The organism is Actinoplanes oblitus (assembly GCF_030252345.1).
Lineage (GTDB): Bacteria > Actinomycetota > Actinomycetes > Mycobacteriales > Micromonosporaceae > Actinoplanes > Actinoplanes oblitus.
Window position 1 is genome coordinate 6,070,583 of the sequence record NZ_CP126980.1, and the last position, 21,649, is coordinate 6,092,231.

The following is a 21,649-nucleotide window of genomic DNA, read 5'->3' on the forward strand; positions in this document are numbered from 1 at the left end:
CGCGGGTGCTCGACAGCAGCGCTCCGGCGTTGACGTCACCGGGCCGGGGTTGCCGCTGTCCGCTTTCGCCCGGTCCGCGCGCACAGCGGCCCGGGCGTGAGCCGCGGCTCACGCCCGGGCCGGGCCGGCGGTACCGATCAGGGCAGGTTGATCGGCCGCAGGACGCGGTCGATGCCGTGCGCGATCTGGCGGTTGCCCTTGTTGATGTCGAAGCGGTTGATGCGCGGGTTGCGGTCGCTGCGGTCGGCGTCGATCAGGCTGATCCGCTTGTGCCACCGGGGCCCGTAGACGTTCACCTTGATCGTCGCGCCGGCCGCGGTGGCCAGCTTGGCGTTGTCGGACTTGAGCGCGGCCTTCTTGGTGATCGTGGCGCCCGGCACCACGTGGTACAGAAGCACCGCCTCCACCGTGTCGATGCCGAGGCCGGCGACCGCCGTGAACGCCTTCTTCTCGCCCGGCAGCCGCTTGGCCTTGGTGATGTCCTTGACGAGCAGCTCGAACGCCCGGTCGTTGGGCAGGAAGGCGGTCAGGGCGGTCTTGCCGTCGGCCAGGACGGCGACCTTGCTGCCCGGCTTGGCCTTGAGCACGGCCCGCACCGCGGCGGTGAGGATGTCGTAGTCGTGGCCGTTGTGGTCGAAGCCGCTCTTGTCGGCGGTCAGCACCGCGGCGAGGGACCTGGTCTTGAGCGGCTTCGTGCCGGTCGCCTGCGCGGGCGCCGCGGCCAGGGCGGAGGCGACGATCGCGGCGCCGGCGACGGCGACGGCCTGCTTACCGAGACGGGTGAACCTCATCTTCAAGCCTCTTTCCGATCGAAGTACGGGTGGTGGCTCCAACAGCCACACCCGTACTTCGCGCCGGTCCCGCCGGATGGATGCACTCAGTGGACGAGAATTCCACGCGGCAATCTCTTGTCGATCCGGCGTCTGCGGCAACGCGGCCGGCCGCGCCGTCGCGGTCAGTCCAATTTCGGCTCGTCCATGAGGTCGCTGGCGCTCAGGCCGCCGACGGTGCCGCCGTCGCCGAGCCGGAGCGTCAGCGACGTGGTGTCCGTGTCGGCCTGCGCGAGCGGCTCCGGATACCAGGCGGCGAAGAATCCACCGTGGACCGTCGCCTGGACCGTGCGCACGACGTCGCCGCTCGCCCCCCGGACGGTGATCTCGACGGCGGTGACCTGGGAGCCGAGGCGTCCGGCCATCAGCCGGGCGTAACCCTCCGCGGTGTGCAGCTGCGGCCACGCGTAGAGCTCGACGCCCTTGGCGCCGAGACGGGCGGCGTCGACCGGGCTGGCGAGGACGCTGGTGTCGCGCACCCGGCCGTCGTGGTCGCGGAAGCAGGTGATGCTGCCCTCGGCGGTCAGCACGTTGACGTACGCGTAGTCCCCGCGCCGCTCACCGATGACCACGCGCGAGCCCGCCGAGCCCGGCGCGGGGAGGCACCGGTCGACGATCAGCTGAGCCTCAGCGGCGGGCAGCGGGCTCGGCTCCGGGGTCCAGGAGGCGTACGCGCTGTCGGCCTGGATGCCGTTCACGGTCACCACGGCGGCGGCGGTCAGGGCGAGCGCCGCGCCCGCCGTCACCAGGAGCGGCCGGCGGCGCGCGGCTCGCATCGCGACGGGTGCGGCCGGCACGGCCGGATCGCTGCGGACGATCTCGTCGAGCAGTTTCCGGGCGGACGGCGCCTGCACCCGGGCCGCGACCGGCTGGGCGGCGTCGCGCAGCGCCTCATCGAGCTGACGGTCGTGCATCATGCGGATGCTCCTGCGGTGGTGGGCCGGGTGGACGGCGTGGGACCGGCGGACCGGGCCGGCGGCGTGGAATCAGCGAGCGCGGCCGACCGGGCCGGCGGCGCGGGATCGGCGACCGCGGTGTCCGGCTCGGACCGCGGGCGCAGCAGGTGCTGCAGGCGCCGGCGCGCCCGGAGCAGCCGCAGGCTGAACGCCGGCCGGGAGATGTTCAGCAGCCGGGCCGCCTGCGCTCCGGTGAGTCCCTCGAAAACGGTCAGTGTGAGCGCTTCCTGGTCCTTGCCCGGCAGCCGGTCCCACGCCCGGCGCAGGTCGACCCGGGCGGCGACCGCGTCGGCCTCGAGGCGCCCGGGGTGCTCCGGCTCCCGCAGGATCCGCAGCGTGAGGTTCTGCTGCCGCTGGTCGCTGCGCAGCCGGTTGCGCAGCATGTTGTGCGCGGTGGTGAACAGCCAGGCGCGAGCCTCGTCGAGCGGGCGCGGCACGTCGTCGAAGCGCCGCCACGCGGTGAGGAAGACCTCGGCCACCACGTCGTCGGCGACGGCTGGATGCAGGCGGCGCTCGACGAAGCACAGGAGGTCGTCGTACGCCGCCTCGAACAGCTCCCGGTAGGCGGCCTCGGTGTCCGCGGGTGGTGGTCTCATAGTCCCCTCATGTTCGGCAGGGCCGCGACTGCTACATCTTTTTCCGGCCGGCCGCCCAGGATCCTCCGGAGCCGGGGAGCCAGCGGGCGCTCGACGAGACGATGGACCACCCAGGCCGTGCCCAGCAGTATCCCCACGACGCAGCCGATGACCAGACTCGGCCGCCATCCCGTCTCGGTGTGCAGGGTGCGGATCAGGCTGTATCCGGCCCGCTGGTGCAGCAGGTAGAACGGATACGTCAGGGCGCCCGCCGTACCGAGGCCGCGCAGTGTCAGCCGGTCGGTGGCGCCCAGCGCGACGGCGAGCAGGATGAGGAACACCACGGTGAGCGCCAGCGGCGCGGGCCAGGCCGGCACGGGGAAACCGGGTTTGAGGTCGAGCGCCCGCTGGTGCACCAGGTGCAGGGCGAACAGCCAGCAGGCGGCCAGCAGTCCCCACAGCCACGGGTCCCGCCGGTTGCGGCGGAGCAGGAACATCGTCATCCCGGCGATGAAGTAGGGCGCGAAGTCCGGCATGACCACCTGGGCCAGCACGGCGCCCGGGAAGGCGGGCAGCACGAGCGCGGCCAGCAGCCATCCGGTGGCGAACACCTTCACCCGCCGGTCGGTGAGCCCACCGGCGATCAGGCACGCGACGATCAGGTAGAAGCGCAACTCGCACCAGAGGGTCCAGTACACGGTGTCGACCAGCGGCGTGTTCAGCGGTTCCGCCAGCATGGTGAGGTTGACCAGTACGTCGCCGCGGCCGGGCAGGCGGGCGAACGGCAGCCCGCCGTCGATCGGGAGCACCGCCGTCACCACTGTGGTGATCAGCACACCGGCCCAGAAGGCCGGGTAGAGCCGCGCCGCCCGGGACGCGGCGAACTGGCGGACCGTGCGACCCCACCCGCTCATCAGGATCACGAACCCGCTGATCAGGAAGAACGCCTCGACGCCGAGGAAGCCGTAGATCAGCACCGGCGCCGCCGCCGGAAGGTGGTACGCCGGCGGATGCACCCCGTCCAGCCACCACGAGTCGCCGAAGTGGTACCCCGCCACGGCCAGCGCGCACAGCAGGCGCAGGCCGTCCAGCGCGACCAGTCGCGGTGCCCGCCGGCCCGGTCTGGCGCCGTCCGGCGCGAGTGGGGCCGGGCGGGCACGGGTGACTGTGGTCATGGGCTGCTCCTCACGGTCGGGATGCGGGTGCATCCGGACCTACATGTGCGGCACAACCCCCGGTGCTACGCGCCGACCGCCGGAATGTCGCGGCGGCGCGCGTCCCGATCACGCGGGACGCCGCCCGCGCTGGGCCCCTGCCGCCCGGAGGGGACGAGCCACGCCGGGCGGGCGATCCGCACCGCCACCCACGCGGTGAGGAGGAGCGCGGCGAGCAGGTAGGCGTTGCCCGGCACGTGCTCGATCGGACGCCAGCCGTACTCGCGACGGTCGCCCCACGGCGGCCAGACGAACGGCCGGGCCACGAAGACCGCCGTCCACAGGATGGCCGCCCACCGGTTGCGCTGCCACAGCGCCAGCCCGACGGGCACGGCCCAGACCCAGTGGTGGGACCACGAGACCGGCGAGGCGAGCAGCATGGCGAGCCCGGCCAGTCCGGTGCCGAGCACCCGGTCGCCACGGCGCCAGCACACGGCGGCCACGCCCACCACCGCCAGGGCGATCGGTCCGGCGACGGCGAGCCACAGCACCGTCGGCGGTGGATGGTCGAGCAGCCGGGTGAGCGCGCCGAACACCGACTGGTTGTGGGTCAACTCCGGAGGACCGACCCGGCCGGCCCGGACCAGATCGTCGGTCCAGTAGGTGCGCGCCGCGCCGGGCACCACCGCGAATCCGATCGCGACGGTGCCGGCGAAGCCCAGCAGCGCCCGCGCCGCCGTCCCGCGCCGGCCGGCCAGCACCAGCAGCACGACGAACACCAGCGGTGTCAGTTTCACCCCGGCCGCGACGCCCACCAGCACGCCGGACCAGCGCCGGTCGGGACGCACCAGATCGACGAGGACGGCGAGCATCAGCAACAGGTTGATCTGGCCGAAGGTGAGGTTCTGCCAGACCGGCTCCAGCGCGAGCGCGCCGACGGTCAGCAGGGCGACCGACCGGCCCGCGACGCGACGGCCGAGTGCTCGCCCGGCCACCGCGACGGTCCCGGCCAGCGCGCCCACCGACGCCCCGGTCCACAGCGCCGTGGCCAGCCAGCCCGGCAGCCCGGCGAGCGGCACCATCGCCACCGCCGCGAACGGCGGGTAGGTGAAGCGCAGGTGCGTGGCCGGGTCCCGGGAGCCGTAGACAGGCAGGCCGTCGAGCACCAGCCGGCCGCCGTACCGATAGACGGAGAGGTCGACGAAGCCGCCGTGGAAGCTCAGCTTCGCCGGAACGCGCGCCCAGTCCGCCAGCCCGGCCAGGACAGCCGCGACAACGACCACGACCAGGACCGGAGCGGCCTGCCGGAGTCCGCGGGACACCCTCACCGGTGCGCGTGCCGGCGGGACACCACGCCAGCCTCTGGCGGATTCCGCGCGATCGACGCCATACCGGACAACATGATCGCATCGTAGTGCCCGGGCCGCGATCACCGCGTGACGTATCGGGGGGGCGGGACGAGCACCTGCCAGAATCGCCGGGTGGAGATCAACATCTGGATGCCCGGCTGGGAGATGGACTGCTGCGGCGAGCCGTTCGAGGCCGGGTCCCCGGTCGCCTGGTCGCTGCGCTGGCCGGCCACCGGCCTGGACTGGCTGCCACCCGTGCTGCCCCGCGCCACGCCGCCGATCGACGCCGCCGAGGGCCACCACGGCACCGGCGGCCCGCTGGTGCGCGGCGTCGTCCGGGCCATCGACACCCTGCACTGCCGGCACGACCCGGCTCCGGTTCCCGGATCCGGGCTGATCCGGCGGGTCGCCGCGGCACGCCCCTTCGTCGAGGAACACGGCGACCGTTCGTTCGCCGGCTTCCTCGTCCGCCTGCGAGTCGTCTGCTGATCACCGCCGGACGGCGGCGGCTACTCGCCGCGGCGATCTCTCCCGTGCCGCGCCGTCGCCTCCCGGATGATGCCGGCCGCCCGCTCGGCGATCTCGTCGTCCGTGCCGGTCCACAGCGTGCCGAGCCAGTGCCCGGCGAACAACCCCACCAGCGTCGGGGTGCCGTCGGCGGCGGTGGCGTCCAGCCACTCACTGATCGAGGTCCGCTCCGGCCCGTGCACCCGGTAGTAGCCGTGCTCGGGCCAGAAACGCTCGTCGAAGCGCAGGATCACCTTTTCCACCCGGCCCGCGCCGAGGCGGGTCAGGGCCGCCCGGTGCGGCGCCGGCAGCGGCGGCGCGAAGGTGACGGCGCCGGCCGCGAGCACCGGCAGCGGCGCGGTCACGATCACCGCGTCGGCGGCGAACTCGCCGTTGAGCAGCACCCCGCCGGCCTCCACACGGATGTCGTGCACCGGGTGGCCGAGCCGGATGTCGAGGCCCTCGGCCAGGTGCCCGGTCAGCAGCCGATAGCCGCCGGCGATCCACCGATCCCCCTCGCCCACCCCCGGCTCGAAGCCGTGCCGGGCGCTGAGCCAGGACAGCGGCGCGCCCGAGTCCATCACGATCTCGGCGTCGATGAACCGGTGGATCTGCTCCGTCGTCCACGGTGCCGGGTCACCCAGCCAGTCGTCGAGCACCTCCGCGAGCCCGGCGTCCGGTGCCGCCCCGGCCAGCCGTTTGCGCAGGTCGTCCTCGATGCCCTCGGGTATCGACGGGCCGCCCAGCACCAGCGGGTCCGCGAAATCGGTGACCACGGTGCGCAGCCCCAGTCGCTCCGCCAGCCGCGCCAGCACGTTCTCGTCGTACTGCTGCAGCCAGTTCGCCCCCAGGTCGAAGGCGCCGCCGGCCACGTCCACCCCGGCGGTCCGCCCGCCGATCCGGTCCCGTGCCTCGAAGACGCACACCTGGACGCCACGCTCCGCGAGCGTCCGGCCGGCGCCGAGACCGGCCATCCCGGCACCCACCACGGCCACCCGCGCATGCCCCAGGTCCGCTGCCCAGACGGCCGCCTCGACACCCTTCTCGTACGCCCCGTGCGTCATCCCCGCCCGGGTCGGATGCGTCGCCTCCCCGGCGATCCGCAGCCGCTGCCCGACCGGTGTGCCGAGCGCGATCCGGTCCTGCGGGGTCGCGTGCCTGCCGATCAGGCTCCACGAGCCCCGGGCCCACGGGTCGCGCGCCCAGTGCGAGACCGCGGAACCGAGCAGACGAGCCGTGTCAGACATGCGCGGCAGGGTATCAGCGCCCGGCCGGGTCCCTCGCGCCGATTTGCGCCCCGCCGCCGAGTGCGCCCAAAGACCGATCCGGATCGCTGTCCGGCGCATCGCACGCTGCGGCTTGCGACAGCCGCTTTCCGGTACGGCTGGAGCACCCACCCAGGAGACGGTGGTGTTCCAGCCGTACCGGAAAGCGGTCTTGATCTTGACTTAGGGGATGGTGAACGTGCTGGTGTAGGGCTTGCGGATCGGGACGCCGCCGGGACCGGTGCTGCTCACCTGGTCAACGGTGAGGGTGTAGCCACCGGCCGGCAGCGCCGTGGCGGGCGTCCAGACCAGGGCGCCGGGTGCCGGTTCGGCGGTGGTTCCGGCGACCGGGCCGGACGGACCGGTGACCGTTATTGACGAGCCGTAGCCGGTCCCGGTGGGCTGGATGTCGCGCTGGAAGGTGACGGTCACCGCGGTAGGGGCCGCGGCGGTGCCGACGACCAGGGGGTCGCGCCAGTACTGGATGGCCAGGTGGCTGTCGGGCACCCCGGGCACGCCCCACCGGGTGTCGGTGTCGTCGACCAGCATGGTCCGGGTGATGCCGCCGTCGACGGTGACGGCGCGGTTGTTCGTGCCGGTGATCGAGCCCCAGTCCTCGACCGTCTCCCACGTGCCGCGGGTGTACTTGTACTGGATGTCGGTGCCGTCGAGGACCGTGACGGTGGCCTCCCAGATGCCGTTGCCACGGTTGGTCATGGCGACCTTGCCGGGATCCCACGGGCCGAGCTCGGTGATGTTGCCGGGGAGGTACAGGGTGGCGTCCGGTGGGGTGCCGGGTGGCGCGAGCACCCGGAAGGTGACGGCTACCGGGCGGACCGGCACGGTGAGCGCCGCGGGCAGGTCCGCCGCGCTGCCGTCCGGGTTGCGGTAGGCGAGGTGCCCGGTCACCGCCGCGGTGCGCGGCGACGGCCCGGCCGGGGTCACGTCGTAGGTGACGGTGAAGTCGGCGCCGGGCGCGAGCGACCCCGCGGTGGTAGCGGTACGCGGCCTGATCACCCAGCCGTCCGGCGCGGTGATCGAGCCGGTCAGCCCGGTGACGGTCCCCGGCCCGGCGTTGTGCGCCGCCAGGACCAGCCGGCTGGTGGCGCCGGACTGCAGGCCGTCGGGGGCGGTCAGGGTCAGGTCGACGGCCGGCTGCCGGCCGACGGTCAGCGGTACGCCGTCGTGCCGCACGGTGATCGCCCGGCCCCCGGCGACCTCGACGCCGAGCAGGTGTTTCGCCGCGTCGTAGGTGAACGGGGCGGGCCGGCCGGCGACCGTGACCAGGTGCGGGCGGGACACCCCGGCGAACCGGACCGTGTAGTGGCGGACGCGGCCGGCCGGGCCGACGGTGAGCGCGGCGCCGCGCCGGCCCTCGTCGTAGCGGACCGGGGTGCTGGTGTACCCGCCGGTGCGGTAACCGAGGCCGTCGCCGGCGTCGTCGTAGAGCACGGTGCTGCCGGACGCGTGCGGGTAGGCGGTCAGGGTGAGCCGGTCCGCGGGCTGGGCGGCGACGTTCGCGGCCGGTGCGGCGGTGGGCAGGATGCCGCCGGCCCGCACGTAGACCGGCATGTGGTCGGGGGTGGCGGCGACGGTCCGGGTGCCCGGCCCGCGGAAGGTGGCCCCGGTGAAGAAGTCGGTCCAGGTGCCGGGCGGGAACCAGACCGGGGTGGTGGTGCTCAGCCCCGGCGTGGTCACCGGCGCGACCAGCAGCGAGTCGCCGAGCAGGTATTGCGTGTCGTGCCGGTAGGCCTCGTCCAGTTCCGGCCAGCGCAGGTAGAGCGCGCGGGCCATCGGCATGCCGGTGTCGTAGGTCTGCCGGGCCGCGGTGTAGAGGTAGGGCACCAGCGACTCGCGCAGGCGGAGGAAGTCGGCGGCCGGCTTGCCGACCGTGTCGGCGTACTCCCAGGGCAGCCGGTCGCCGTGGTCGGAGTGCAGGCGCAGGATCGGCTGGAACGCGCCGAGCTGCACCCAGCGCAGGTAGAGGTCGTCGGGCAGGTGCTTGCCGGCGAAGCTGCCGATGTCGTGGCTGACGTAGGACATCCCGATGCTCGCCTCGGCCGGGGTCATCGCCGCGGCGAACGCCAGGGTGGCCCAGTCCGGGCGGGTGTCGCCGGTGAAGTGAACGGTGCTGCGGTGCTCGGCCCACGGACCGGACGGGCCGGGCGTGGTGTAGTCCGGGAACGACGCCCCGATCCGGGACAGCGAGAAGCCCCGCCGGTCACCGGCCTCGCCGGCGCGCCGGTACAGCTCGTTGACCCAGCTGTCGGCGGTGAGGCCGGGCACCGTGACCCGGCTGTCGTCGCAGCAGTAGTCCAGCCACCACTGGCGTACGCCCTGGTCCTCGAAGGTCTTGTGCAGCCCGGCCCAGGCCGCCGCCTGATCCCGGTCGCTCCAGTCGAAGCGGTACGGGTCCGGCGCGAAGCTGCTGGCCGCCGGGGTCAGCTTGCCCTTCGCCACGGCCTGCGCCGCGGCGAAGCGCGGGTCGGCGCCGGAGATCGCGGCGTGCACGTTGAGGGTGCTGGTGACGCCCTTCGCGCGCAGCTCGTCGAGGAACTCGTCGGGCTTGGGGAACAGCGTGGTGTTCCAGTTCCAGCCGGCCCACTGGTTCGGCGCCTTCCAGTCGGTGTCGATCACCAGCGAGTCGAGCGGGACCTGGTGCTCGGCGAACGCGGGCAGCAGCCGGGTGCGGTAGTCGTCGGCGCTGTAGGCCTGGTACTTGGAGAACCAGGTGCCGAACGCCCACTTCGGCGGGAGCACCGACGGGCCGGTGAGCGCGCGCAGGTCGGCCAGGCCGCGCGGGTAGTCGTGGCCGTAGCCGAAGAGGTACCCGTCCTGGTAGGCACCGGTGCGGGCGGGCCGGGCGGCGATCCAGCCGTCGCCGGTGCGCAGGGCGGTGGCGGTGTCGTCGAGCAGGTACCAGCCGTCCCGGTTGAGCATCCCGGGGTGCAGGTCCAGTTGCTCGACCGGTCCGGCCTGCCCGGCGTAGTAGTCCAGGCCGCGGTACCAGCCGCCGAGGGCGCCGGACCGGGCCGGCTCGCCGAAGGCCGGGTGCACGGTGGCCGGGCGGCCGCCGACGCGCAGCTCCAGGCTGGTGTTGGCGGCGGTGACCGGGCCGCTGTCCAGCCGATAGCGCAGGGTCACGGCGCTGGTGGTGACCCGCAGCTCGCCGCCGTGGGTGGACGCGGTGAACCACGTCCGGGGCGGGTCTCGGTCGACGGCGTTGAAGGTGGCCCGGTCCTCGAAGGTGTCGTCGGCGGCGTATTCCAGGCGCAGCAGGGTCGGGCTGAGGACCTGGACGCGCAGGTGACCGGCGCGGACGGTCTGACTGTGGGTATGCGGGGCCCGGGGCGCGGCGAGCGCCGCACCCGGGGTCATCACGAGAAGCAGCAGGAGGGCGAGCCAGGCCGCCGTCCGGGAGACGAATCCTCGGGTCGACACGCAGCGAGCCTCCCGCCGCGGCGGGACCGTGTCAATGGACGGTTGTCGATTTCAGGTTCCGGAACCGGGGGCGGCCGCTCACGTCGTACCCAAACCGGGTTGTTCAAATCGCCTGGTAGAGGGTCGTCCAGAAGTCGTGGAAGGCGCGGGTCGAGTCCGGACTGGAGGCGCCCACCTGGGTGAGCAGGATGCCGACGAGGTCGTTGGCCGGGTCGGCGTAGGTGGAGGTGCCGGCGCCGCCGTCCCAGCCGAACTGGCCGACCGGCGCGTAGTCACCGCGGTACGTGCGGACCGCCATCCCGAAGCCCCACCCGCCGTGCTGCCCCTGGCCGAACGAGATGTGCACGTTGTCCCGGGCCATGGCGGTCCGGGCGGCCTGCTGCTCGGGGGTGAGCCGGTTGGTGGTCATCAGCTCGACGGCGGGCCGGGACAGGATCCGCTCGCCGCGGTGCCGGCCGTGGTCGAGCAGCATCCGGAAGTAGGCGAGGTAGTCGTCGGCGGTGGAGTTCAGGCCACCGCCGCCGCCCGGGAAGGCCGGCGGTGTGCTGTGCCGGCCACCCTCGGCCGGGTCCCAGACGTGGAACTCGCCGGTCCGCGGGTCGGGGGCGTACAGCGGCGGCAGCCGGTGCAGCTGGTCGGCCGGCACGTGGAACCCGGTGTCGGCCATCCCCAGCGGCTCGAAGATCCGCTCCCGCAGGAACGCCTCGAACGGCCGGCCGGAGACCCGGGCGACCAGCACCCCGAGCAGGTCGCTGGCGATCTGGTACTGCCAGCGCTCACCGGGCTGGTGCATCAGCGGCAGGGTGCCGAGCCGGCGCATCCACTCGTCCGGCTCCGGCATCGGCACCGGCAGGTTGGGCGTGATGCCCTGCTCGAAGATCGCGGCCATGATCGGGGTGCCGAGCACCGTCATGTCCATCCCGAGACCGAACGTGGAGGTCAGCACGTCCCGGACGGTGATCGGCCGGTGCGCCGGCACGGTGTCGTCCAGCGGGCTGTCGATGCGCTTGAGTACCCGCCGGTCGGCGAGCTCGGGCAGCCACTGCTCCACGGTGTCGTCCAGGCGCAGCCGGCACTCGTCGAGCAGCACCATCGCCGCCGCGACGGTGACCGGCTTGGACGTCGAGGCCATCCGGAAGATGGTGTCCCGGCGCATCGGCGGGCCGCCGTCGTGGCGCATCGTGCCGATCGCCTCGACGTGGGTCCGGTCGCCCTGGCTGACCAGGGCGACCAGCCCGGGGATCCGGCCGGAGTCGACGTGGCGCCGCAGGACGTCGCGCAGTTTCGCTGTCGGAAAATTCATGATCCTCAGGATGGTGTGCCGCCGGGACACCATCAACGACGAGCCGCGCAACGCCGGATAACCCGACGGTTATCGAGCCGCATGATCCGTCCGGTGCGGCTTCGCGACGCGGGCGCCGGCGCGGCAGGCCGCGCGAGCGCCTCCGGGACGCCTGGATGATCGACGATGTCCGGACGGGCCGATCCGCGCCGCCGCGGTCAGGCCAGCAGACTGTGGGCGATGTCGCGGGCGACCGCGCCCAGCTCCTCCTCGCTCACTGTGAGGCCGCGGGAGGCCATCAGCACGATGTTGACGCTGAGCAGGGCGGACCGGATCCGCAGCGTCTCGGCGACGGACGCGTCGGGCCCGGTCACGATGTCGAACAGCTCGGTCATCTTGCCGAACGCGTTCTCCCGGCCCTGCTGCTGGTTCAGGTCGCGGACCACGTGCTGGTTGGCCATGGCGAACTTCATGGCGGGCATGCCGCTGCCCAGGCCGAGGTCGACCATCCGGTCGACGACCTGGGCGCGCAGCTCCGGCCCGGGCGGCTGCTCGCGGGCCCAGGCGACCAGCGCGTCCAGCGCGTCCAGGTGCGCCTGGAAGATCGACAGGACGATGCTCTCCTTGCTGCTGAAGTGGTAGTACAGCGCCGCCTTGGTGATGCCCAGCCGCTCGGCGATCTCGCGCAGTGAGGTGGCCTCGTAACCGCGCTCGGTGAACAGCTCGATGGCCACCCCGCGGATCTTCGCCTTCGTGTCGACGCCTCGCCGCTGTCCTGCCGCACCCATCGCCGCTCACTCTTTTCTCGTTTGCCAACTTACCGTGCGGCAAGTAGGCTACTAACCGGCCGGTAAGTAGACTACCGAAGGATGCCCTGCCGTGACCACACCGACCCGCTTCACTCACCGCGAGATCATGGTGACGATGAGCGGCCTCGTCATCGCGATGCTGCTCGCCATGCTGGACAACATGATCGTGGCGCCCGCCCTGCCCACCATCGTCGGCGATCTCGACGGCCTGAACCATCTGGCCTGGGTGACCACCGGCTACATCCTGGCCTCCACCGTCGCCACCCCGATCTGGGGCAAGCTCGGCGACCTGCTCGGCCGGCGGATCACCTTCCTCTCCTCGATCGCGATCTTCCTGATCGGCTCGGCGCTCTGCGGCATGTCGCAGAACATGGGCGAGCTGATCGCGTTCCGGGCGGTCCAGGGCCTGGGCGCCGGCGGCCTGATGGTCGGCGTGATGGCGGTGCTGGCCGACATCGTGCCGCCTCGCGAGCGCGGCAAGTACCAGGGCGTGATGATGGCCGTCATGCCGGTCGCCATGATCGGTGGTCCGCTGGTCGGCGGTTTCATCACCGACAACCTGAACTGGCGCTGGGCGTTCTACGTCAACCTGCCGCTCGGCGTGGTCGCCCTGGCGGTCTGCTGGTTCGTGCTGGCCAAGCTGCCCCGCGGCAAGGGTCAGGTGCGCATCGACTGGCTGGGCGCCGGGCTGCTCAGCGCCTGGATCACCACCCTGGTCCTGATCACCACCTGGGGCGGCAGCGAGTACGACTGGGCCTCCCCGCAGATCCTCGGCCTGGCCGCGGTCACCCTGCTGGCATTCGCCGCCTTCGTCCTGGTCGAGCGCCGCGCCACCGAGCCGATCATGCCGCTCTCGGTCTTCGCCAACCGCAACTTCACCCTGGCCGGCGTGCTCAGCCTGATCGTCGGGTTCGCGATGTTCGGCGGCATCACCCTGCTCCCGCAGTTCCAGCAGTACGTGCAGGGTTCCTCGGCCACCAACAGCGGCCTGCTGCTGATGCCGATGATGCTCGCCGCCATGGTGGTCTCGCTCGTCGGCGGCCAGGTGATCACCCGGACCGGCAGGTACCGGGCGCTGCCGATCGCCGGCACCGTGCTGATGACCACCGGCCTGGCCCTGTTCGCCACCATGGACACCGGCACCTCGCGCCTCACCACCGGCGTGTTCATGGCGATCCTCGGCGCCGGGATGGGCTGCCTCATGCAGACCACCATGCTGATCGCGCAGAACAGCTCGCCGGTGCACGCCATCGGCGCGGCGACCGGCGCGGCCACCTTCCTGCGCAACATGGGCGGCTCGCTCGGCGTCTCGCTGCTCACCACGCTCTACACCAACCACCTGATCGACTCGCTGGGCGGCAGCGGGCAGGCCGCCTCCTCGGCGGGCAGCATGACCCCGGCCATGCTGCGCGGCCTGCCGGAGAACGTCCGGCACGCCTTTTCCGTCGCCGTCAGCGACGGCGTCAGCGCCGCCTTCACCTGGGGCGCCGCGGCGGCCGCGGCCGGCATCGTCATCGCGCTCCTCATCCGGCACGTGCCGCTGCGCGGGTTCGCCGATGCGCCGAAACCCGAGCCGGCCGCCGAGTTGCAGAGTGCGTGACCGGCGGCGCCCGCCTGGGCGCTGATCCGGGCAGCCGTGGTCACGGCTGCCCGGATCGCGGCGATGACGTGGCCGGATGACCGGACCTGTCGCCCCGTTCGCCAGGCCGCCCGGTGCCGAACCGACCCTTCGTCAGCTGCCGGCCCGGCGCGGTGCGGCGCCGCTCGGCACCGCACGGCAGTCGCCGGTCGAGGCGATCACCGCGTCCAGGCGGTCACGGGTCGCGATCAGGCCGGCGATCTGCTCGTCGATCCGGTCGCGTTCGGCGACCAGGCGGGCGGCCGACTCCGGCGTGCTGACGCCCGCGTCGACGCACGGCAGCAGGTCGTGGATCGTTCTGCTGGACAGGCCGGCCGCGTACAGCTGCTGGATCAGGTGGACACGCTCCACGGCGGTGTCCGGGTAGTGGCGCTGGCCGCTCGGGCTGCGAACCGCGTACAGCAGCTGTTGCTCCTCGTAGTACCGCAGAGCGCGCACGCTCACGCCGGTCCGGTCGGCCAGCTCCCCGATACGCATACCGCACCCCTCCCCGGTGACCCGGGCCACCCGCTCTTGCCTCTGACGTCAACGTCAGGTTTTAGCGTATCGGCACGTTCCCGAGGAGGAGAAATGAAGATCACTGACTCCGTCGCCCTGGTGACCGGTGCCAACCGCGGCCTCGGCCGGCAGTTCGCCCGGCAGCTGCTGGAGCGCGGCGCACGCAAGGTGTACGCCACCGCGCGCACCCCAGAGAAGATCGACATCCCGGGCGTCGAGACGCTGCGGCTGGACATCACCGACCCCGCGTCGGTCGCGGCGGTGGCGTCCGCCGCCACCGACGTCGACCTGCTGATCAACAACGCCGGCGTCTCGACCTACACCAACCTGGTCACCGGCGATCTGGACCGGATCCGGCTGGAGCTGGACACCCACTTCTACGGCACCCTGGCCATGATCAGGGCGTTCGCCCCGCTGCTCGCGGCGAACGGCGGCGGCGCGATCCTCAACGTGCTCTCCGCGCTGTCCTGGTTTTCCTACGACGGCGCCAACGCCTACGCCGTGGCCAAAGCCGCCGAATGGAGCCTGACCAACGGGGTGCGCCTGGAACTGGCCAAGCAGAGGACCCTGGTGACCGGCGTACACCTGGGAGCGGCCGACACCGACATGATGGCCGGGTACGACGGGCCGCTGCTCGACCCGGCGCAGGTGGTCCGCGCGGCGCTGGACGGCGTCGAGGCCGGCCGCCTGGAGGTGGTCGTCGACGAGTGGAGCGCCACCGTCAAGGCGGCGCTCTCCCGTGACCCGCACGAGTTCTATCGGTCGTCGCTGACCGCCTGAGCCGTCAAGGGCTCGTCGGCGGCCACGCCGGCATCGCCGACCTCACGCGGGTCCTCGCGGTGGCGTCCGGGAACGGGCGTCACCGCGAGCGCTGATCCTCGCCGTCAGAACGCGTAGCGGATGCGCAGGTAGGGCGCGCGCTCGGCGATCAGACCGGTGAGCGCCGCGACGTGCCGGCCCTTCTCGCCGGTCCGGTACCGCACGTTCCACGAGCCGTTCTGCGAGCGTTTCGGCTGCTGCAGGTCCGGGCGCCAGAGCAGCTCCTCGGCCCGGGGATGCCAGCCCAGGTTGACGTCGTGCAGATCCCGATTGTGGGTCAGGAAGATCACCTCGGCCGCGAGCTGCTTCTTCGCCGCCGTCCCGAGGCCGGCGTCGAGCTCGTCGAGCAGCTCCGCCCAGTCGCCGAGCCAGCCGTCCCGGACCACCACCGGGCTGAAGTTGACGTGCACCTCGTAGCCGGCCGCGACGAATTCGTCGATCGCGGCGATCCGCTCCGCGATCGGCGAGGTCCGGATGTCCAGGATCTTGGCATCGCGCGGCGGCATCAACGAGAACCTGATCCGGGTACGACCGCCCGGCGCCCAGTCGAGCAGGTCCCGATTCACGTGCTTGGTGGCGAACGACGCCTTCGCGTTGGGCAGCCGGCGGAACAGCTCGACCAGATCGCGGACGTTGTCACTGATCCGGGCGTCGACGGAGCAGTCCGAGTTCTCCCCGATGTCGTAGACCCAGGCGAACGGATCGCACTCGTTGGGCGCGGGCTTGCTTCCCTGCCGCCCGGCGTGCCGCTGCAGATAGCCGGCAATCTTGTCGATGTTGGCGAACACCGTGATCGGGTTGCTGTAGCCCTTGTGCCGCGGGACGTAACAGTAGGCGCAGGCCATCGCGCACCCGTTCGCGGTGGACGGCGCGATGAAGTCGGCGGACCGCCCGTTCGGCCGTGCGGTCAGCGTCTTCTTGACCCCGAGCACCAGGGCTTCCCGCTTGATCCGCACCCACCGCCGCACGTTGGTCTCGGCGCCGTACAGCTCCGGGATCCGGTGGTGCGACTCGACCTCGACCCGCTGCGCGTCCGGAAAGCGTGCCAGGATCTCCTTGCCACGCGGCAGCTCGGCGGCGGCCGGCTCGACGTAGATCCGGCGGATGTCCAGCAACTCCCCAGTCATGGCCTGTCGAGAATACCGTTGATGGCCGGATTTCCGGGGAATCGCGGCACGGTCACGACGTCCTTCCACGAGGAGAGCCGGCCCGGCTCACCGCGACACCCGTCGCGGATGCACCAGCGGCACGGCGTCGTGGTCGAGGTTGCGGCACCCGCCGGCAGCCATCCGGCGAGCCGTCAGACGCTCTGCCGGACGCGGCGGCGGCGCGACCGCAACAGCTTCTCCACCGGCCCGGTGAGGAACAGCAGGAAGAACGCCCAATAGTTGATCTGCGGGAAGGCGACGCCGATCACCCCGGCGAGCAGCAGCGCACCGAAGGTCACCAGCGAACCGGTCACCACCGGGAACGGGAGCGGAGTCCGGCCGGCACTCAGTTCCGGGTGCCGGTACGCGTAGGCCGACAACGTGGCGAGTGCCCCGACGGCCAGCAGCATGGTGCCGCAGTACAGCGCCACGGTGCCGCTGGACGGCGGGAAGTCGGTGATGATCGCGGTCTGGATCGGCAGCATCACGATGGACAGGGTCCACAGCCCACTGAGGATCACGATCGGCCCGCTCAACCGGGACAGATGGCCGAACACCCGGTGATGGCCCCACCAGAACCGGAAGATCACGGCGAAACCCAGCAGGAAGGCGCCGAATCCGGGAAGGTTCTCCCGGATCAGCTCGCTCAGGTCCGTGTGTTCCTCGACGTCGGCGAGGGTCTCCAGGAGCGGCAGGATGAGCAGGGTGATCGCGATCGCGGCTACCGCATCGGTGAAGAGGACGAGACGCTCCGTCGAGGCGGCCGGCTGTTCAGGTTCGATCATGCGCGACAGTATGCCCGGGACCCATGTGCCTGGTCTCTCCCGTCCCGGCGGGTTCCCGCGGCACCGCACCGGCCATCACCGAACTCCGCCGGACCGGGTGCTGGAGCGCACCCGGCGTGCGGCCGGGTGCGCTCCAGCGGTCCGTCAGGACTTGTAGACACCGAATTCGTAGAGCGAATATCCGTACGCCGTGGCCCGTGCCGTGTTGTTCACCCGGACGTAGCGGGCGGAGCCGGTGACCGCCAGGTTGTCGAACCCGCCGTCACCGGCCGCCGTCGCGTACACCGTGGTCCAGTTGGTGCCATCGCTCGACGTCTGGACCTGGTACGACGTCGCGTACGCCGCCTCCCACGCCAGCGCCACGTGGTCGAACGACTGCACCGAGCCCAGGTCGACCCGCAGCCACGCGGTGTCGACCCACTCGCTCGCCCAGCGGGTGCCGTAGTCGCCGTCGACGGCGTAGGACGGCAGCTGCGGCCCGTTGGTGCCGGTCGGCTGGTAGGTGGACGCGGTCGCCGCCCTGCCCTTGGCCAGGTTGGTGCCGGGCAGGACGGGCGGGACCACCTTCACCGAGCGCTGCTCGATCCCGACGTTGCCCTGACCGTCGTACGCGTAGACGTACACCTTCCACACGCCGAGGGTCTCCGGCGCGCGTACGGTGAACTTGCCGTCGGCGGTCTGGGTGTAGGTCAGGTACCGCAACCCCTTGTTGCCGTTGATGTGCTTGTCGCTGGCCATCAGGTTGTAGCGGATCGCGTCACCCTGCGGGTCGGAGGCGCTGACGCCCACGGTGAAGGTACCGCCGGCCGGGACCGCCGTGCTCGAGGAGACAGTCATCGCGGAGATCTCCGGAGCGGTGTTCGGCACCGGCTGACCGGTGTACGCCTCCCGCAGCGCCGCGTAGCCGAGCCGTCGCCAGCCACCGGTGGTGGTGTTCAGCCACACGCCGCCGAAGTCGTTCTCCAGGCCGTAGTGGAACTCGGTGGCGCCGAGCGCGACACCCGCATGCCCCTTGATCGCATTCCAGCTGTACGCGTAACCGGCCTTCTTCGCCAGATCGGACGGCTCGTTCGGCACCCCGTTCGCGTCGTTGGGCACCTCCCACTCGCCGGCCGGGCCGCCCTCGGTGAGGAGGTACGGCCTGGTGTAGCCGCCGGCGATCCAGTCCCGCTTGACCGTGTCGATCGCCCCGTACGAGTTGACCGCCAGCAGATCCAGCGCCGGGGCGTACCGCTTGTAGTACGTCCACGCGTACGTGTAGGCGTCCGTCGAGGTCACCGGGTGGTTCGTGTCGGCCGCGTGGATCGCCTCGGCCAGCTCGTCGACGAACTTGGCGTAACCGACCCGCCGTGCCTCGACCTCGGCAGCGGACAGCCCGTAGTTCTGCATCTCCAGGATGACCTCGTTGCCGACGTCCCACAGCAGCACGCCCTGCCGCCCCTTGAGCTGGTTCACCCAGTTCAGCACGTCGGTCTTGGCCGACGTCTTGTACGCGGTGTCGTTCACGTAGTCGGCGCCGTGGTTGAGCCACAGCCCGACGATCACCTTGATCCCGAACCGGGCCGCGGTGTCGAGCAGGAGCGGCGTGTTGGCGTCCGGTCCCCAGATCCGGATCGTGTTCACGCCCATGTTCTTCAGGTCCCGCATGTACCCGTCCGCGGCGGCCTGCGGCGGCCCGTACGTCATGCCCTTGACCTGCCACGGCGTGCCGTTGACGGTCAGTGTCCAGTTGCCCTGCGTACCGGTGACCTTGACGACGCTGGGCCCGGCCAGCACCGCCGGATCGGTCATCGCGGCCGGCGTCGTGCCGGTCTGCCGGGCCACGGTGACCGAGTCGACGCTGAGCACGCCGCCGCTGGTGGTCTCCGCCGTCGGCGTGGTGGAGCCGGCCACCGCGTTCGGCAGCGAGCCGCCGATCGCCAGGTCGAGGCGCAGGTAGAAGCCGTGGTGCACGGCCGCGTTCCAGGCGGTGACGCCGACCTGGGACTCGCGGACCACCCAGGTCTGCTTGCCGTCGAGGTAGAAGCGGATCTCCTCGTCGGTCTTGGTCCGGTCGATGACCTGCGAGTACTCGTGGTATCCGGCCTGGCAGCCGACGCATGACGCGAACCCGGAGGAACGCCCGGTGTACTCGGCGCACGGGCCGTCCGGTGCGGTGCCGCAGTGCAGCGTCTGGGCGAGCTGGTCGCGGCCGTTGACGTCGGTCATGATGTCGGTCTCGCCGACCGACGGCCAGTTGGTGTAGTTGCCGCGGTAGGCGGCGCCGGTCGCCCGGAAGCCCGGCCAGTAACCGGCGGCGTTGGCGACACCCGGCTGCTTGAGCACGGCGCTGAACTTGAGCATCTCGCCGGGCTGCGGGGTGAAGTCGGCGCGCTGCGTCTCCAGCCGGCCCGAGGTCCACTTGCCGGCGCCGTCGCGGATCGCCTTGATGCTCAGCTTGCCGCTGCCGTCGAGCGCGACGTTGGCGGTGGCGTCACTGGCGGTCTCGACCGAGCCGGTGCCCCAGTTCGCGGCGCCGCCGGGGTACTGGGTGCCGGTGCGCAGCAGCCAGTTGGCGGGATTCGGGGAGGTGCCCGCCGTACCGTCGAAGTCGTCCTGCCAGACGGTGGTGAAGTTCGGGTCCGGGGTGGGCGGGGTGGTCGGCGTGGTGGTGGATCCGCCGCCGGTCAGGACCTTGAACTCCCACAGCGAGTAGCCGTAGCCCGAGGCGCGTGCGGTTCCGTACAGCCGGACATATCTGCCGTTCGCCGAAACCGTGAGGTTTTCCGTGCCGCCGGCACCGGTCGTCGTCGCGTAGGCGTCGGTCCAGGTGGTCCCGTCCGGACTGGTCTGGATTCGGTACGCCTTTCCGTACGCCCCCTCCCAGTTCAGCACCACGCCGCAGATCGCCCTGGTGGCGCCCAGGTCGACACGGATCCACTGCGGGTCGGCGAACTGGCTGGACCACCGGGTGCCGGTGTTCCCGTCGAACGCCTTGTCGGCGCTCACGTCCGCGCCCTCCTGCGAGGAGGCCGTGGCGGGCTGCCCCTGAGCCGCGTTGGTGGTGCACTCGCCGCCCGGGGTGCCGCCGGTCGAGCCGTAGACCTTGAATTCGTAGAGCGAGTAGCCGTAACCGCCGCTGCGGGCCGTCCCGTAGAGCCGGACATAGCGCCCGCTGCCGCTGACGGTCAGCTCCTCGGTGCCGCCGGCGCCGCTGGTCGTCGCGTAGACGTCGGTCCAGGCAGTCCCATCCGGACTGGTCTGGATTTTGTACGCCTTTCCGTACGCCCCCTCCCACTGCAGCGTGACCTTGCTGATCGTGGCGGTGGCGCCCAGGTCCACCCGGATCCACTGCGGGTCGGCGAACTGGCTGGACCACCGGGTGCCGGCGTCGCCGTCGAAAGCCTTGTCGGCGGAGACGTCGGCGCCCTCGACCGACGAGGCGAGGGCCGGCCTGCCCTGGGAGAGCAGCGCGTCGGCGGCGCTGGCCACGCTGGTCACCGCGACCGTGGCGAGGCCGAGCAGCATGGCGAGGACACCCGCCAGCAGGGCCGGTCTGGGTCTCTGTTTCATGATCACACCCCAAGGGGGAAAGCAGTGCGGACGGGGGGCCTGTCCCGGAAACCGGAGGCAGGGAAAGCGCTCTCCAAGCGAACGCGATTGTTTCGCTCATGTTGCCGGAGGTCAATACTTCCCATTGACATGACCGGTTCCGGAACTGCAAGCTCCGGCCGTGAAACCGAATCCCCGGCTCCTTGTCGCAGCCCTGCTGCTGGGCGTGGGCGCATGCGGCTCCCCCGGTGCGGCGCCCGCCTCCGCCACGTCTTTCGGGGCGTCCAGCTCGTCTTTCCCGGCGTCCGCCTCGCCGTTTGGAGCGGCCTCGCCTTTCGGAGCCGCCTCGGCCTCGCCGCCGCAGAGCGTCCCCGCCTCCGTGCCGCCTTCCGGCACCGGACCGGGCGCTCCGGCCGCGTTCGGCGGCACTGACCTTGCCTGGCTCGAGATCAACATCGCGATGGACGAGGAGTTGCTGCCGCTGCTCGCCCTGGCCCCCGCGAACGGCGCCTCGCCAGCCCTGAAAGACCTGGCCGCCCAGGTCACGGCGTTCACCGAGGAGGAGCTGGGTACGCTGCGACAGCTGCACGACGAGGCCCGGCTGCCGGCGGAGAACCCGCACGAGGGCATGCCGATGCCCGGGATGGTGACGCCGTCACTGCTCGCCTCGGCCACCGGGACGCGGGGCGCGGGCTTCGACGCGCTGCTCGCCAAGGCGCTGCGGGAGCACCTGGAGCAGGGCAAGCAGTTGGCCACCAGCGAGCGGAGCGCCGGCTCGGAATCTCGCACCAAAGCCCTCGCGGCGCGCATTCTGAAATCCCGGGAGTCGGCGCTCACCAAGTTACAAAAATATCCCTGAAATAATCCGCCATAAAGTTGTTATCCGATCCCGCCGATCCCGTCCCCCGGTTCCGCAACCACATATCCCCGGCCCGCACCGACCAGGCCCCTGCTTTCGTCAATATCCCCTTGTTCGCGGCCCCGAGCTGGCCGTGAGGGTGGCATCCGGACTCGGGACACCACCCCCACCACCAGCCACCCGCACCGGCTGGCCGTGACGG

17 protein-coding genes are annotated in these 21,649 nt (G+C 71.8%); 4 read left to right on the forward strand and 13 right to left on the reverse strand.

Features of this window, described 5'->3' with window-relative positions:
• Positions 1 to 137: 137 nt before the first annotated feature.
• From Actob_RS27415 to Actob_RS27435, 5 genes are all read right to left on the reverse strand, one after another.
• Positions 138 to 791: a fasciclin domain-containing protein gene (locus Actob_RS27415; RefSeq protein ID WP_284914711.1), complete on the reverse strand. Its 654-nt coding sequence runs from the start codon at positions 789 to 791 to the stop codon at positions 138 to 140.
• A gap of 164 nt (positions 792 to 955) precedes the next feature.
• The gene (locus Actob_RS27420) at positions 956 to 1,747 is read right to left on the reverse strand and encodes a hypothetical protein (protein ID WP_284914712.1); all 792 of its coding nucleotides are present in this window, start codon (positions 1,745 to 1,747) and stop codon (positions 956 to 958) included.
• The gene (locus Actob_RS27425) at positions 1,744 to 2,382 is read right to left on the reverse strand and encodes an RNA polymerase sigma factor (protein ID WP_284914713.1); all 639 of its coding nucleotides are present in this window, start codon (positions 2,380 to 2,382) and stop codon (positions 1,744 to 1,746) included. The genes Actob_RS27420 and Actob_RS27425 overlap by 4 nt, the downstream gene beginning before the upstream one ends.
• Positions 2,379 to 3,536 carry an acyltransferase family protein gene (locus Actob_RS27430; RefSeq protein ID WP_284914714.1) on the reverse strand — a complete coding sequence of 386 codons (1,158 nt, stop codon included), beginning with the start codon at positions 3,534 to 3,536 and terminating at the stop codon, positions 2,379 to 2,381. The genes Actob_RS27425 and Actob_RS27430 overlap by 4 nt, the downstream gene beginning before the upstream one ends.
• A 65-nt stretch (positions 3,537 to 3,601) precedes the next feature.
• Entirely contained in the window at positions 3,602 to 4,798 is a 1,197-nt protein-coding gene (locus tag Actob_RS27435; RefSeq protein ID WP_284914715.1) for a glycosyltransferase 87 family protein, read from the reverse strand.
• 198 nt (positions 4,799 to 4,996) lie between these two features.
• Between Actob_RS27435 and Actob_RS27440 the strand changes: the two genes are divergently transcribed.
• Entirely contained in the window at positions 4,997 to 5,353 is a 357-nt protein-coding gene (locus tag Actob_RS27440; protein ID WP_284914716.1) for a DUF6578 domain-containing protein, read from the forward strand.
• Positions 5,354 to 5,373: 20 nt separating this feature from the next.
• Here the strand turns inward: Actob_RS27440 and Actob_RS27445 are convergent, their stop codons facing one another.
• The 4 genes from Actob_RS27445 to Actob_RS27460 form a co-directional block, all read right to left on the reverse strand.
• A complete protein-coding gene (locus tag Actob_RS27445) occupies positions 5,374 to 6,618 on the reverse strand; it encodes a flavin monoamine oxidase family protein (protein ID WP_284914717.1) in 1,245 nt (414 codons plus the stop codon).
• A 201-nt stretch (positions 6,619 to 6,819) separates the two neighbouring features.
• Complete coding sequence (locus Actob_RS27450) at positions 6,820 to 10,077, reverse strand: TIM-barrel domain-containing protein (protein WP_284914718.1); 3,258 nt, start codon at positions 10,075 to 10,077, stop codon at positions 6,820 to 6,822.
• 103 nt (positions 10,078 to 10,180) lie between these two features.
• Entirely contained in the window at positions 10,181 to 11,380 is a 1,200-nt protein-coding gene (locus Actob_RS27455; protein ID WP_284914719.1) for a serine hydrolase domain-containing protein, read from the reverse strand.
• A 197-nt stretch (positions 11,381 to 11,577) separates the two neighbouring features.
• On the reverse strand, positions 11,578 to 12,147 hold the full coding sequence (locus Actob_RS27460) for a TetR/AcrR family transcriptional regulator (protein WP_284914720.1): 570 nt from the start codon (positions 12,145 to 12,147) through the stop codon (positions 11,578 to 11,580).
• Positions 12,148 to 12,274: 127 nt separating this feature from the next.
• Here Actob_RS27460 and Actob_RS27465 point away from each other — a divergent pair, with 127 nt between their 5' ends.
• Positions 12,275 to 13,768, forward strand: coding sequence for an MDR family MFS transporter (locus Actob_RS27465; protein ID WP_407653719.1), 1,494 nt, complete (start codon positions 12,275 to 12,277; stop codon positions 13,766 to 13,768).
• A 132-nt stretch (positions 13,769 to 13,900) separates the two neighbouring features.
• Here the strand turns inward: Actob_RS27465 and Actob_RS27470 are convergent, their stop codons facing one another.
• Complete coding sequence (locus Actob_RS27470; protein WP_284914722.1) at positions 13,901 to 14,284, reverse strand: MerR family transcriptional regulator; 384 nt, start codon at positions 14,282 to 14,284, stop codon at positions 13,901 to 13,903.
• A 93-nt stretch (positions 14,285 to 14,377) separates the two neighbouring features.
• Between Actob_RS27470 and Actob_RS27475 the strand changes: the two genes are divergently transcribed.
• Positions 14,378 to 15,085: an SDR family oxidoreductase gene (locus tag Actob_RS27475; protein ID WP_284914723.1), complete on the forward strand. Its 708-nt coding sequence runs from the start codon at positions 14,378 to 14,380 to the stop codon at positions 15,083 to 15,085.
• Between the two features lie 104 nt (positions 15,086 to 15,189).
• Here Actob_RS27475 and Actob_RS27480 read toward each other — a convergent pair whose 3' ends face one another.
• The 3 genes from Actob_RS27480 to Actob_RS27490 form a co-directional block, all read right to left on the reverse strand.
• Positions 15,190 to 16,251 carry a spore photoproduct lyase family protein gene (locus Actob_RS27480; protein WP_284914724.1) on the reverse strand — a complete coding sequence of 354 codons (1,062 nt, stop codon included), beginning with the start codon at positions 16,249 to 16,251 and terminating at the stop codon, positions 15,190 to 15,192.
• 173 nt (positions 16,252 to 16,424) lie between these two features.
• Positions 16,425 to 17,057 (reverse strand): TMEM175 family protein, encoded by a 633-nt coding sequence (locus Actob_RS27485; RefSeq protein WP_284914725.1) that lies wholly within the window; start codon positions 17,055 to 17,057, stop codon positions 16,425 to 16,427.
• Between the two features lie 144 nt (positions 17,058 to 17,201).
• Entirely contained in the window at positions 17,202 to 20,609 is a 3,408-nt protein-coding gene (locus Actob_RS27490; protein WP_284914726.1) for a discoidin domain-containing protein, read from the reverse strand.
• A gap of 358 nt (positions 20,610 to 20,967) precedes the next feature.
• Here Actob_RS27490 and Actob_RS27495 point away from each other — a divergent pair, with 358 nt between their 5' ends.
• Positions 20,968 to 21,447 carry a DUF305 domain-containing protein gene (locus Actob_RS27495; protein WP_284914727.1) on the forward strand — a complete coding sequence of 160 codons (480 nt, stop codon included), beginning with the start codon at positions 20,968 to 20,970 and terminating at the stop codon, positions 21,445 to 21,447.
• The last annotated feature ends 202 nt before the right edge of the window (positions 21,448 to 21,649 follow it).

What these genes read in the sequence shown, in the direction of transcription:
- Actob_RS27415 (WP_284914711.1), bottom strand. Translation starts at nt 791, where the DNA reads ATGAGGTTCACCCGTCTCGGTAAGCAGGCCGTCGCCGTCGCCGGCGCC.
- Actob_RS27420 (WP_284914712.1), bottom strand. Translation starts at nt 1,747, where the DNA reads ATGATGCACGACCGTCAGCTCGATGAGGCGCTGCGCGACGCCGCCCAG.
- Actob_RS27425 (WP_284914713.1), bottom strand. Translation starts at nt 2,382, where the DNA reads ATGAGACCACCACCCGCGGACACCGAGGCCGCCTACCGGGAGCTGTTC.
- Actob_RS27430 (WP_284914714.1), bottom strand. Translation starts at nt 3,536, where the DNA reads ATGACCACAGTCACCCGTGCCCGCCCGGCCCCACTCGCGCCGGACGGC.
- Actob_RS27445 (WP_284914717.1), bottom strand. Translation starts at nt 6,618, where the DNA reads ATGTCTGACACGGCTCGTCTGCTCGGTTCCGCGGTCTCGCACTGGGCG.
- Actob_RS27455 (WP_284914719.1), bottom strand. Translation starts at nt 11,380, where the DNA reads ATGAATTTTCCGACAGCGAAACTGCGCGACGTCCTGCGGCGCCACGTC.
- Actob_RS27460 (WP_284914720.1), bottom strand. Translation starts at nt 12,147, where the DNA reads ATGGGTGCGGCAGGACAGCGGCGAGGCGTCGACACGAAGGCGAAGATC.
- Actob_RS27465 (WP_407653719.1), top strand. Translation starts at nt 12,275, where the DNA reads ATGGTGACGATGAGCGGCCTCGTCATCGCGATGCTGCTCGCCATGCTG.
- Actob_RS27470 (WP_284914722.1), bottom strand. Translation starts at nt 14,284, where the DNA reads ATGCGTATCGGGGAGCTGGCCGACCGGACCGGCGTGAGCGTGCGCGCT.
- Actob_RS27475 (WP_284914723.1), top strand. Translation starts at nt 14,378, where the DNA reads ATGAAGATCACTGACTCCGTCGCCCTGGTGACCGGTGCCAACCGCGGC.
- Actob_RS27480 (WP_284914724.1), bottom strand. Translation starts at nt 16,251, where the DNA reads ATGACTGGGGAGTTGCTGGACATCCGCCGGATCTACGTCGAGCCGGCC.
- Actob_RS27485 (WP_284914725.1), bottom strand. Translation starts at nt 17,057, where the DNA reads ATGATCGAACCTGAACAGCCGGCCGCCTCGACGGAGCGTCTCGTCCTC.
- Actob_RS27490 (WP_284914726.1), bottom strand. Translation starts at nt 20,609, where the DNA reads ATGAAACAGAGACCCAGACCGGCCCTGCTGGCGGGTGTCCTCGCCATG.